Origin of the sequence: Collimonas humicola (assembly GCF_018304945.1) — a bacterium.
Taxonomy (GTDB): domain Bacteria; phylum Pseudomonadota; class Gammaproteobacteria; order Burkholderiales; family Burkholderiaceae_D; genus Collimonas; species Collimonas humicola.
The window spans coordinates 155,284-168,250 of sequence record NZ_JAGQEE010000009.1 but is presented as its reverse complement, the minus strand read 5'-3'; the positions used below and the strand labels follow the sequence as shown (position 1 = coordinate 168,250).

Sequence of the window (12,967 nt, the reverse complement as noted above, 5' to 3'; positions counted from 1 at the left end):
TTTATAACGACAAACGCATGCACTCCGCGCTTGGTTATCAATCACCCAACCAGTTCGAGGCACAACACGCTCCGCAAGCGGCTTAGTTTCTAGTTCAACCTTGGTCCAGCCCGAGGGGTTCAGTCCAACCCAGGGTCAAGATTCAATCAGCACCAACACCTATGGATTACCTAACTCGGGGAGGCGCGGCGATAGGAGGGAGAAGAATTGGCGCTTACATTTAAACTCAAAATAGTTCATTTTGCTTCCGAGATCGGCAAATAGATGGAACATAGTGATTGAACCAATCAGAATCATAGCGCGACAACCATCTAAAAGATTTTGGCGCCGCACGGGAAAATCGACTTCTCGTCGCGCACCTATTTGTATCGAGAAATCTTAAACATATTTCTCGGTGACTATCTTGCTCGCTACCATTTATGCCACAGACACCATGAAGCGTGACATAGCGCGCAGTCTCTGTTCGAGGAAAGTTTTTTGTTCCTCGACTTTCCTCTCGATTTCCCATAACTTCATGCCAGGCGCAGTGCTCTTTGAACAACCGCCATGAGCCAAAAAGCCAATCAATCAGCAACAAATTATGGATCGCCGATCGATTGATGTTTTCCCGTTGCAGCTTCCGAAGAAGAATTTCGATACCTCGTGATGATACCGCATCGGAAAGCCCAGGAAATCGATGCAAAAAACTATAGCGCCTGGAAAACTCTGTAAAAAATGGTTCCCGACACATCAATTTCGATGACGTCAGCAAGCATTTCTCATTAAGTGCGTCGAATATCGCTGCTTGCGCGGTGCCTTGATCTATCGGTCGTTCCGTGTCGAACAAAATATCCATACCCAGTTTCGTCAAACGCAACAAGAGATCCTGGTTTTCCGCTGCAACAATTCCATGAAACCTATCAGTCAGCAGTGTATCCTGCGGAAGCAAAAAACAATTGTGGCGTACTTGAATTGGCGAAACACAGACACTGAGCGGTACACGATGAGCTGGACAAAAAAAGGCCGTCGGCAGATGATGTGATCGATGCCAAAAGGCTGTTCCAGCCAAGCTCATTTCTGATTCCAGGCATAGGGAGCATGCACGCCATGTATTGGTGTGGCCATTTGACAATGTCGACAATCCGTAACCAGCCGTAGCAAATGGCAAGCACAAACTGCCGCTGTGCCAAGGGTGACTGCCGATCCGGTTGAAGAATTCAGCAAGCGTCATTTCGTTCAAGACGTCTTGTGGGTTACCGTACTGCTCGCCGGTGACAGCGCAAAAATGCACGAGATCGACTGGGAAATCAGATACACGTGTATGCCTAAAATAACCGAACAGGCTCCGACAGGCATCGCGGTCATCTTTAGCGACATTCATCCAACGCGTTCTGGCTGCAATGCTATATAGTGTCTCATCAAGGCGCCGAATCGGTAAAGAGTTGATTTCCATAGAAAGTATACGCTTGATCGGCTCTCCAATCGCTGCGCATCGTCACGACATGCGCGGGACGTCTCCCGCGCGTCCACCGATCGGTCCACGACGATTCGTGCGGAGCCGATATGCCCTACCGGCGCGATAAAATGATCGCTCAGGACACGGCCCTTGCCAATCCATGCCAATACCACGCTCATCTAGGACCGCATTAATTACTTTAATGGAAGTTCCCCCGCAACGTGTCACATCGGAAAAATACTGCAGTATGGCTTTTGCCTTATAAACCTCCAGCCCCGACAAAATCACAATTTTGTGAACAGGTGTATAAGGATCATGAAGTGACTGCAACGTCCACAACATCCGCCGAGCGTAAAAACACCAGGTTGTCTCAGCGAACTTCTTGCTTGTGGCATTCGCCAATGGGAATCTGGCTTCCAATGGCCAATTCACGCCCTTTGGATTGAATTTCGCGGCTTTAATGAGCCTAGATCTCGTTATTCTTACCGGTCTTTGATCTTTCTGATAGAGCTCAGCGGATATCGTCGCGATTGCCTTAGCCCATTGCGCGTCCGAGCGCTGGTCGCGCTCCTTTATCTTCAACGTCGTACTAGCTCGGCGTTTCTTTTCCGCCGCAACTGCTCGCAAGCGTTCGTCAATCACGTCGCATGCATTAGGCAACAACTTTACGAGCCGTTTCATCACCCCAAAATGATAGTTCCAAAGTTGTTGCACGCCATAATTGTATCGCTGTGCATTTTCTACTAACTCATTAAGCAATTGGTCGACAGATTGTTTCGCCGCACCATGGCTGCTGTCCAAATTTCCCTCTCCCACACGCTCTGATTCTTCATCATGTATAACATCATATTTTCTTGAAGCCTCGATAACCATACGCGCACGACTCAGAAATAGCTTCGCATCGCGAAACAGGAAATAAGAAAAAATGAGGTGACGATTCAACGGCGTTTCGACGGCCATGGAGGGGCTAATGACGTGAAACCAGCCGCTGAGCTTCCCTGTCCGGTACGCAGGATCGATTTTGGACAGCAGCGAAGCGCCAAAAAAATCTTCGATCTGTTCAAAGAGTGCCTGACGCTTCAAGCATAACGTTCCTCTCCCATATCCTATTTCGGTTGCGCGTTCCTTATATACAGCTATCAACTGCGCCGAATTCAGTTGGCTGGACTCATCTATTAGCAGAGCTTGCGCAAAGCGCGCAAATTCGACTTCAAGCTCTGATGGCAATTCTTGAACAGTTTTCGCATGATCAGCGATCACGTATCCGCACGCACATCCGAGCCAGGCCGACAGAATTAATTGATTGGGCTGTGCAAATGGGCAACGACATGCTGGACAACAATCCAGCAGTTTTGTTGCATGCTTCCAACAAGCCGTGACACCTGGGATTTGATGGGAGCGATGCAGATAGGGTGTGCCATGATTTGCATCATCTTCAATAAGACACTCCGCGCACATATGCGTCAGCGTGCTGTCCCCGTTGATGCGTCGCGGCTGCTCGACAGAAACCATGTCATCGCCATTTTCTCCATGTTTAATAGCCGTCTGCGTCCCCGAGAATCGTTGGAATAGTGGTAAAAGCGTGCCCTCTCTCTGTAAATTCCAGAGATTTTGCATCGGTAGCCCTGGCAATTTTTCGGCCAGCTTGTCGAGATGACGCCGTATCAAGGTAGTCAGACTAAATGCGCCTCGTTCGAACAATTGCCGATAAGTCGAATGCGCGGTCGGTTGGCCTCTGAGAATGTGATATCGGCTAATGCGTGATCCAATCGTTTCATCGGGCAAGCCAGCTGGAAAGAACGGGAGAACGCTGATCGACGGTTTATCCGGATTGACAAGCATCGCTACACTCCTTATGGTTTGTGATTAGCTTCCAGATCGAGTTTTTCGTTAGTCTTCAACTGCTCCAACCCACTAATAAGATAATCTTGCAAGCCATCGCTCCGCATATCATTCGAATCAAGATTTTCACGAATGGCTGCTTCCGATGTCTTCTGATTTGCTTTGCGAGTCCGGTTACGTAGTGCAGTTTCACTTGCCTGCTGCGCCACAGACTTTCTAGCCTTCGCAGACGACGCAGTGTTACTAGTTGTCGGCGCCTGTTCGCCAGATTCACGGATTTTGGCTACTGGGTGCTGCGTAGGCGTGGGATAAAGTCCCCATCGCACAGCATAGCGTTGCCAAGGCACATCGTCGAATTGCTGGAGAAGAAGTGGATTCTTGTCTCGAAATCCCGCAATCAAATCCCTGTCCTTGACACTGAAATCAGGTCCGTTAAAGACTTCATCCATATGCTCCTCGGTAACGAATGGATCTCCCAAATCCAATGCCAAACGTTGAGAGCAGGCACGTATGCGCGCCCCATAATCGCGTATACCACCACAATATTTGAACAATATCGCACCTTCAGTGTCCACAATTGGCGAAGGTTCTGGCATCACGTTATAACGCCAAAGTGCTGGCGCCAAAACATCAGTAAAATCATAATCAGTTACTTCCATAGGATGCATTTCGATGTTTCCGCCGGAGCCTATACGACGCATGTCCTGAGAAAACGTGTCGAGCGCATCCATGCCAAGTGGATTCCCAATTAGCACCAAGGGAATGCCAAAATTGAGTAGCCGCAAAAAGAAAGTTGCAGCGAGACCACCCCGTGCGCCACCCGCGAAATTTCGACCCTGCAACTCATCAATCACAAGCACGCCGACGCCATGATTGTTAAGAATAATGCCTACATGCACTGCGAGTTTTTCATTACTAAGACCGGTCAGACTTCGCTCACCCGCGTAACCCGTCCCGATCGCAGCATCAAGTGCAGTGAGAATCTGAAGCAACAATCCACCAAGCGAGCCGTCGTGACTCATGGCAACGTAGAGCCATGTCGCTTGGGTCATATGGTTCCAATCAGCGCGTTGGGACCGCCCATGTACATACTTTTGCGGTAATTGCATGAGGGCGCGCCGAATTTCGTATGACTTCCCCAAGCCAGTAATACCACTGATGCGCATGCCTTTTGCGGAATTCGGAAACCATGGCAAGTCTTTCAACTCCTTCCCCGCGCAACGCGCAATCGACATCGCTCTTGCACGGGACGATACCAACACCGGATTACGCCCTATATAGCCACGACGGATCATGCGAAAGAGGCGGGTTGTCGTGTCAAGGGATGTGAAAGTGGGCTCAAACATTTGTTCCTGCATTCGATCCAGCAAGTCATGACGCGTTTGGGTATCCAGGTTCATCATGTCCAGACCGGATAACGGCCAACTTTGCAATCGCACCTCGAGATTGCTTGTCGACAAATATTCTTCAAGCGGCTCCAAAAATGGATTATCGGATACCCCTAGGAAAGACGTATCAACGGGAGCGTTCATCAAAGTTTCCTTTCCGCATTGAAGCGAGATAAGCGGTTTTTCATCAAATCTTGCATTCTTGTTGATATGGGCCGCTGCGGATGAAGCCGCACAGGCGTGGCCGATGGCTCCTGTACATGTTGCGAGCAAGAGTCGCCCCGACCGGCCTGCCGGGATATTTCATCGTCTAGTTGTGCACGTTTTTCGAATCGCTGAGCCGCGCGAACACTCGCACTCTTCGCACTCTTCTGTTTGTTTTGACCGGCTATGCTTTGTGCAATTTTTCTTTTTTCCTTCGCGTCCGCCTCAACTTCTTTTCTGAACGATTGTTGGTCAATAGCATCTTGATCTCTGGTTGACGCGGTTTCTACAGCGTGCAATTTTTCCACGTCATTTATCGCACATAGATCCGGAATGCCTCCTTCATGAATCAAAATCACATCGTCCTTAATGTTGGGAATGACGTGTGTTCCATTTTTATCAATAAAAATGATTTGGGATAGATCGTCTGGATCAGCACTGACCTCGATATGCTTGCTTCCTCGGGACAAAGCATCGCGAATGATGCCGGAATAGGCTAAGTACTCATGATTGAAACGGGCGCCATGAAGCAATTCGACCGCATTGCCGTTGTTTGGGCGATGTAAAATCAATCCACTGCGCTGAACACTGGCAGTAAATTTCGGAAGCAAATGAGCACGCAAATAAGTGGGGTCTACTGGTTTCCCGGACACATAGCCGTTTGCCTTTGCCCAACGATAAATTTCTATTCTGGTCCGCTCGGGCGTCTTTCCCCGAGCCGAAAATTCCCGTCGCATTTCTGTCGGCACCATATGCAGCGGCAGTGTTTGCTTGGTGTTCGCCCAGTGAATCCACAACAAGAGAAGACGCGTGTACTCATAGCGCGAGAGGAGCGCCTTTGTAATAGCAAGCGGCTCGCCACGCTTTGTCTGACGACCTTTCGTCGTTCCGGTGATATGGTGATCAAATTGACGATGCCGTGAATGATGTCCCGATTCGGAAGCGCTGTTCCGATCGGCACGTCCGCTAGCAATAAACTCTATACGAGATGTCAGCTCATCTACAATGGATTCAATACCATCGCAACTACGCAACTCACCATTATCCGAAAGATACTTCGAGAAAAAAAGCGCCGGAAAATCTTCAGGTGGCAAATCGAGGTTATAACGGGCAAGCAGTGAAGACTTATCGGTTGCTGCACGCAAAATCGCTAGCTTAGCGTCGTTGGTACCAAAGCCGCCAAGACCAATAGTCCAACCGAAATATAGACCAAGCCATGCATCACGCACGAAAAGACCTCGACCAACCCCGATGGGTTGAAGAGGATCTCCACATGCAACGAAATTGACATCTACCGGTGACGCATCCAGCGATCCTACCTGACCTATGGTTGGAATGCCATCGCGGACAGTCCCTAAAAGGGGCCGATAATTGCGTGCCCAATCACCCTCTCCCATCAGCCGGCGAGCTGCAGCGGTAGCATCTTCGGCCCGCGGTCCGTGATATCTAAATTCACTCTCCGTCGGCCGAAGATGGGCATCCAATAGATTGGGAATCAGATGGCCATGTTTCATGGTATGACCGCTGCAATAGAATGTACTGCTCATGGACAGAAATGCTTGTGTAACCGTTGTGCCAGGCCGCACAAACATCATGTAACCATCTCTGATATTTTGAACGTGTTCCTCGTCTAGAATTAGCCCGGCTAATTCAGTATTCCCTGCCTTGGCGGCTTCATTCTTGCGACCAAGCTTCACATTTTTCTTTGCTCGCCGAGGTTTTCCTGGTGCACCAGATCGTCCAATATTATTTGGCAATAGCGCATTCTTTATGCATCCGAACGCATAGTATCGATGTAATGCATCAAATAATTGCCCCACACTGACCCCGACTTCGGAAGCACGCTCACGGACCAGCGCATCAAGGCATGTGAGGTCGGGCGGGCGTGTTTTTCCAATCTCCGCCGTCACAGGTATAAGCGGCTCGATCAGCTTCCACTTGAAATTGCGTTTAATTTCCAGCGGGGATCTATGGCGATCCTCTATTGGGATACTTGGATCACTCTTCGGGGGTGAGAGTTCGCGTAGATCGATATCGCTGAGGTGCCAATGACTAGGCAGTTCAATCGTCGTTTTACTGAGCACATTTTTTTCGAGCCAACCCGTTAGGTGAGAAAACCTTTGCGACAAAAATCCACGAGCATAATAATTCGCCTGCTTTCTCCCTTCAGTCTTTCTCGGGCCGATAGGGATCGGGATCAACGTAACCTTATCAAACCGTCGAATTATTTCCAGAACACGATATGGCCCCTGAAGGGGAGATTCGCCTGTCGTCCCAATGAGTACATCACCAGGCTCAATTGTTGTATTGTTCATGGCCACGATTCTCCGAATAGACGACGGCGTAAGGCATGCTGCAACTGGCGGCCGCCCGGCCGAATTGGATATGACGTGAGAATGCGAACCGATGGATCGATGTCAATTATTTGTGTCCATGCGCAGTATCGAAACAACAACCATGCATCATCAATGGGGAGCGATACCGATTCACCAGCACGAATGACTGTTTCGTTAATAGGCAATTCCATATGCGTATTGATCTGTTCTGCGAATCCCTCCACATACGGCGAAAGATGAGGCGCGCAATGCAAAGTTGCACAATCAAGCCACCACTCCAGTTGTCCAGCCGTAAGCAATGGGATCAAGGCAGAACTCGATACAAAATAGGTTGCCCCGATGTCAAGTGAATAACGGCGTTCCAGCTCAAGTCGCTCAAGTGTCCGCCATTTGACTTCCTCAGTGGGTTCGCTGATCGGCTTTGAAGAAAATACGGCTAGTACTGGCCCCTCCGTCAGAGGGGCCGTGGCGACCAAATCGAGACTCGCCACGTATGGTTGTCGGGAGCCTATTTCATAGCCATGATTAATGCCGCATTCGTCAGCGATAGTCAGAAGTCCGCGCGACCAAGGGAGATTGAGGGAGGCCGCTCCCGGCGTCCCAACCAGCGGGTGGGGATGAGGAATCGGCCAAATGGGAAACTGTTCGCGCAAATCCTTGACGCCCAGCCAAAGCAAGAGTAGTGCGGTGTGATATTCCCCGCGAGAAAAATAATGGGCAGTACGTCCAAGCGGGGGCATCCACGAAACTACCTGATTCGAGCGTGGCGATGGGTTTTTCCGCCGCAACGTTAGCCAAGGCTTGTACCCACTGCCGTGGCCCATACCATAGCCCTGTCGGATGCGTTCATACAATTTCTTATATGTCATCCCTTTGGCACGACGCGGTTTCGGTACCGGTTCAGTCGGAAGCACATCGATATCGGATAGCGTTCCGAATCGTCGCACATCAGTCTGCACTGGAATGTTCCCGAACATGACCCCCACCTCTTTAGGCTAAAGTTTCCCGTTTGCACCACTACCCACAAAACACACAGATAGCCACGTAAAAACCATCAAATTTAGAGCTAAAAAGTTCTTATTATTGTTCTTTTATTTCAATAATGAAAATACCAAAAAAACTTTCTTATGCGTTGACCGCATCAAAACAGGTAGCAAATTCCACCCGTCCCTTAAAGTCAGCCATCTGCATTCTTTGTTCCTACGCCTCACCGGTCTCGTTCTTATTACGCCGGATTTTTCGCCTAGGCAATACCGTCGGCTTCGCCGCATTGGCCAATATCGATTCCGGCAAACGCAGCGCGACTTGCATAAGCTCAACTTGTGCTGGATGCAATTTGTCGAGCTGACGCCTCAATTCGTTGAACATCTTATAAAGCTCCTCAGATGCCTCACTTGGCAGCACTATTTTTCGGTGCGACACCTCCAAAGCGTCCAACAAACGGTTTTTCCATTCCTCATCCAATTCAAAGCGATGAATCAAGCGCGCTACAAAATCGACTGTGGGCGGACCTTTTGTCCCTAGCTCTATGGCTGAAATATAGCTTTGCTCGTAGCCCAATTGGGCAGCGAACTCGGCCTGACGTAGCCCGCTGAATATTCGCAATTCGCGAAATGTTATTGAGAATGGGCTCATATACCAATTTCAGACGTAAATAAATCAACTGATAGAACTATTATTGACATGATTCCTCCATTGTCAACCCAAAGTTGGATTGATTTTTGTAAGCAGCACAATTTGGGCCGCCAATGCTAAATTATCGACCGCTTCGAGCGGCGGTTCACTATTCAAGGTTTTATTAAATGGGGGTCACCTCACATTCAAGTTTCTATTGTTTCATTCAAGTTTTTATTCGCACGTAACACCCATCACACAAGTTGACACTCCGGGCATTGCCGCTTACATTACTGACTCTTAAGTCAGTTATTTGCAAAACCAAGGATTCATGAACTGCCCTTTCAGCTCCAAACCCCGTTGGGCGCGCCGTAAAGAGGCGCGTCCGCAGGAATTGCTGGCGGCCGCGCTGGATATATTCGTCGAGCGCGGCTTTGCCGCTACCCGGCTGGGCGACGTCGCGGCCAGGGCCGGTGTCTCGAAAGGGACGCTGTACCTGTATTTCGAGAACAAGGAAGAGCTGTTCAAGGCCGTGGTGCGCGAAAACATGCTGCCGATCCTGGATGAAGCCGAAGACATCATCGACGGCTACGGCGGCAGCAGCGCCGATCTGTTCCGCGAGCTGATCCTGGGCTGGTGGGAGCGTATCGGCGCCACCAAGGTAGCCGGAATCACCAAGCTGATGATGGCGGAATCGGCCAATTTTCCGGAACTGGCGACGTTTTACCGCGAAGAAGTCAGCGTGCGCGGCGACGCCATGATCGTGCGCATGCTGGAGCGCGGCGTCGAGCGCGGCGAGTTCCGCGCGATCGACGTGCGCCAGACCGCCAACGTGGTGATCGCGCCGGTGATCATGCTGATGATGTGGCAACAAGCTTTCAACCCCTGTCATGCGGAACCGCTGGATTCGGCAAGCTACCTGGAAAGTTTCATCGATCTGTGCCTGAACGGCTTGCAGAAGCCGCCGGACCTGGCTTCTGCCTGAGCATGGACCATGCCGGGGCGCCGTAAACCGTGGATTACCGTTGCACATCGGTGTTTTGCTAGGTTTGCCGCAGCCTGCGATAGGTTTTTGAGGGTGGCCTTTGATAGAATGAGCCCTTTATTTTTCATTACCGAGCCTTAACCATGAATATCGAACAAGCCCGCTTCAATATGATCGAACAGCAAATTCGCCCGTGGAACGTGCTGGATCTGGACGTTCTGGAATTGCTGACGGTCGTCCGCCGTGAGGATTTTGTGCCGGCCGCCTACAAAAGCCTGGCATTTTCCGATACCGAGATTCCGCTGCCGGGCGCCAACGGCGAAAGCATGCTGGCGCCGAAGATTGAAGCGCGCCTGCTGCAGGAAGCTGCCGTCAAGAAGCATGAACAGGTGCTGGAAATCGGCTCAGGCTCGGGCTACATGGCAGCGTTGCTGTGTTACAAGGCAAGGCATGTCACCACAGTGGAAATCGATCCGGAGCTGAAGGCGCTGGCCGCCGGCAACCTGGCTGCCTATGGCATCACCAACGTCGACGTAGTGCAAGGCAACGGCGCCCAGGGCTGGGACCAGAGCGAAACCAAGCGCTTCGACGTGATCGTCATCTCCGGCTCGCTGGCCGTGCTGCCGGATGCCTTCCTCAAGCAACTCAATGTCGGCGGCCGCATCATCGCCATCGTCGGCGACGCGCCTGTGATGTTTGCGCAGGTTATCACCCGCACTTCGGACACCAATTACAGCACGGTCAACCTGTTTGAAACCGACGTCAAGCCGCTGCGCGAAGCCGCCGTACATTCCCAGTTCAAGTTCTAAGCCAGCCTATGCAACATCTCACCGCCTCAGAACTGGCCGCCTGGATTGCCGATCCGCAGCGGCCGACGCCGTTGTTGCTGGATGTGCGCGAACCCTGGGAATACGAAACCTGCCACATCGCGGCAGCGCAGCTGATGCCGATGCAGACGGTGCCGGCGCACCTGAACGACCTGGAGGAAGAGCAGGCCATCGTCTGCATCTGCCACCACGGCGCGCGCAGCATGCAGGTCGCCGCCTTCCTTGAGCGCCACGGCTTTTCCGCGGTAAGCAACCTGACCGGCGGCGTCCATGCCTGGGCGCAGCAGGTTGATCCGGCCATGCCGACCTACTAAATAAACCTGCCGACATCGCTGCGGAGAGTGTAATGCGCAATACCCTGATTGCCTCCTTGATTGCGAGCGCGTTGCTGACCATGAACGCGCAAGCTGTCGACCTGGTGCAAACCTACCAGCAGGCGCTGGCCAACGACCCGGTCTACACCAGCGCGCGCTATGCACTCAGCGCCGGCAACGAAGCCAGCGTGCAGGGCCGCGCAGCACTGCTGCCGGTGGTCGGCTTCGGCGGCAACTACAGTCGCTCCGGACAATCCTGGAACACCATTACCAACAATTACAGCCTGCAGCTGACCCAGCCGCTGTTCCGGCCGGCCTACTGGCAGCAGTACCAGGAAAGCAAGCTGTCGGTGGCCGCCAGCGAAGTCAGGTTCGCCCAGGCGCAGCAGGACCTGATCCTGCGCGTCAGCCAGGCTTACTTCGATACGCTGACGGCGCAAGACGTGCTCGCTTTCCTGCAGGCGCAGAAAAGCGCGATTGCCGAGCAGCTGGCTTCCGCCAAGCGCAATTTCGAAGTCGGCACGGCGACCATCACCGATACCAACGAAGCGCAAGCCAGCTACGATCTGGTGATCGCGCAGGAAATCGCGGCGACCAACAACCTGGAAGTGGCGCGCAACGTGCTGCAGCAAATCATCGGCAAAGCGCCGGCGCCATTGGCGACCTTGCGCCCTGGAGTGCAGCTGAGCGCGCCGCAGCCGGCTGCGATAGAGACCTGGGTCAGCAGCGCCGAGGATCAGAATTTCGGCGTGATCGGCCAGCAGATCGCACTGGATACGGCCAAGTACGACATCAAGAAAGCCCGCGCCGGCCATCTGCCGACAGTCGACCTTATCGCCAGCCGCGCGCACGCCGATGTCAGCGGCAGCGACATCCCTTTCAACAATGTCTCGCAGACGGCCAACTCGATCGGCGTGCAGTGGACCATTCCGCTGTATGCCGGCGGCGCGGTCAACAGCAGCGTGCGCCAGGCTGTAGCGCTGGAAGACAAGGCTCGCTCCGATCTGGAAAATGCGCGCAGGACCGCGGCATTGAATGCGCGCCAGGCTTATCTCGGCGTCAGCAGCGGCCTGGCCCAGGTGAAGGCCTATGAGGCGGCGGAAATTTCGAGCCAGTCGTCGCTGGATTCCAACCGTTTGGGCTACCAGGTCGGGGTGCGCATCAATATCGATGTGTTGAATGCGCAACAGCAGTTGTTTTCCACGCGCAGGGACCTGGCCAAGGCGCGCTATGACACGCTGATGAACAGCCTCAAGCTGAAGTCGGCGGTGGGTACATTGAAGGAAGAAGATCTGCAGCAGATCAATGTCTTGCTGGCGCCGGCAGTCTATTAGGCTAGATACGCCTGGACCAACGGCGCCTGGCAAATTGGTCAGCTGGATTTTTTTTGCAGTGACGGCGCCGTTTTCAACATGTAAATAGTTAAATCCACCAGCCTTTCGGTATGCGCTCCCAGATCAAAGCTATCCGGTTTGAATAACCAGTTATCCAGGAATCCTGACAGCAACGCCTGCACCGATACCGCGCCCAACTCGGTGTCCAGGTTACGCGGCAGCTGGCCTTTGGCGACAGCGTAGCGCAGAATGCGCTGGATATTCATGCGGCCCTCTATGAAGCACTCCTGCTGACGCATATAAATGGGATCTTCGGGATCGACAAATTCGCATTTGTTTAAAATAATGTCGAAAATCTTGCGTGTCTGCGGATTGTGCACCGCCTCTTCCAGGGCAAACAGACACCAGCTGCGGAACTGCCCCAGTGGGTCCACTGCGCTCTCATCGGCGCTGTTGGTAATCAACGCTTCCATCGGCAAGCGAAACTGCTCGCACATAGCGTCGAATAAATCGCTCTTGTTCTTGAAGTGCCAATAGATAGCGCCGCGCGTGACGTCGGCTGCGCTGGCGACATCGGCCAGTGTAGTGCGGGCCACGCCGTGCCGGTGAAACACATCCGCCGCCGCATCGAGAATGCGGCCGCGCGTTTCCAGCGCTTCTTCTTTCGTACTTCTAGCCATGGCGAGCC

The 12,967-nt window shown here is 52.4% G+C and carries 11 protein-coding genes; 4 read left to right on the top strand and 7 right to left on the bottom strand.

The annotated features are described in order from the left end of the window. Window positions 1-226: 226 nt before the first annotated feature. The 6 genes from KHU30_RS22770 to KHU30_RS22745 form a co-directional block, all read right to left on the bottom strand. Window positions 227-1,432, bottom strand: coding sequence for a TniQ family protein (locus KHU30_RS22770; protein WP_211444886.1), 1,206 nt, complete (start codon window positions 1,430-1,432; stop codon window positions 227-229). Between the two features lie 42 nt (window positions 1,433-1,474). Further along, a complete protein-coding gene (locus tag KHU30_RS22765; RefSeq protein WP_211444885.1) occupies window positions 1,475-3,277 on the bottom strand; it encodes a TnsD family Tn7-like transposition protein in 1,803 nt (600 codons plus the stop codon). Window positions 3,278-3,288: 11 nt separating this feature from the next. Continuing rightward, window positions 3,289-4,809 carry an ATP-binding protein gene (locus KHU30_RS22760; protein WP_211444884.1) on the bottom strand — a complete coding sequence of 507 codons (1,521 nt, stop codon included), beginning with the start codon at window positions 4,807-4,809 and terminating at the stop codon, window positions 3,289-3,291. Then, window positions 4,809-7,184 (bottom strand): hypothetical protein, encoded by a 2,376-nt coding sequence (locus KHU30_RS22755; protein ID WP_211444883.1) that lies wholly within the window; start codon window positions 7,182-7,184, stop codon window positions 4,809-4,811. Before KHU30_RS22755 ends, KHU30_RS22760 begins: the two co-directional genes overlap by 1 nt. Further along, the gene (locus KHU30_RS22750) at window positions 7,181-8,182 is read right to left on the bottom strand and encodes a PDDEXK family nuclease (RefSeq protein WP_211444882.1); all 1,002 of its coding nucleotides are present in this window, start codon (window positions 8,180-8,182) and stop codon (window positions 7,181-7,183) included. Before KHU30_RS22750 ends, KHU30_RS22755 begins: the two co-directional genes overlap by 4 nt. 223 nt (window positions 8,183-8,405) lie before the next feature. After that, on the bottom strand, window positions 8,406-8,840 hold the full coding sequence (locus KHU30_RS22745; RefSeq protein ID WP_211444881.1) for a helix-turn-helix domain-containing protein: 435 nt from the start codon (window positions 8,838-8,840) through the stop codon (window positions 8,406-8,408). 310 nt (window positions 8,841-9,150) lie between these two features. Here KHU30_RS22745 and KHU30_RS22740 point away from each other — a divergent pair, with 310 nt between their 5' ends. From KHU30_RS22740 to KHU30_RS22725, 4 genes are all read left to right on the top strand, one after another. Then, window positions 9,151-9,804 carry a TetR/AcrR family transcriptional regulator gene (locus tag KHU30_RS22740; RefSeq protein WP_211444880.1) on the top strand — a complete coding sequence of 218 codons (654 nt, stop codon included), beginning with the start codon at window positions 9,151-9,153 and terminating at the stop codon, window positions 9,802-9,804. Window positions 9,805-9,947: 143 nt separating this feature from the next. Then, on the top strand, window positions 9,948-10,613 hold the full coding sequence (locus KHU30_RS22735) for a protein-L-isoaspartate O-methyltransferase family protein (RefSeq protein ID WP_211444879.1): 666 nt from the start codon (window positions 9,948-9,950) through the stop codon (window positions 10,611-10,613). A gap of 8 nt (window positions 10,614-10,621) precedes the next feature. Then, window positions 10,622-10,945: a rhodanese-like domain-containing protein gene (locus KHU30_RS22730; protein WP_061937507.1), complete on the top strand. Its 324-nt coding sequence runs from the start codon at window positions 10,622-10,624 to the stop codon at window positions 10,943-10,945. Window positions 10,946-10,977: 32 nt separating this feature from the next. Then, window positions 10,978-12,279: a TolC family outer membrane protein gene (locus KHU30_RS22725; protein ID WP_211444878.1), complete on the top strand. Its 1,302-nt coding sequence runs from the start codon at window positions 10,978-10,980 to the stop codon at window positions 12,277-12,279. A gap of 38 nt (window positions 12,280-12,317) precedes the next feature. Here the strand turns inward: KHU30_RS22725 and KHU30_RS22720 are convergent, their stop codons facing one another. Next, a complete protein-coding gene (locus KHU30_RS22720; RefSeq protein WP_211444900.1) occupies window positions 12,318-12,959 on the bottom strand; it encodes a TetR family transcriptional regulator in 642 nt (213 codons plus the stop codon). Between the last annotated feature and the right edge of the window lie 8 nt (window positions 12,960-12,967).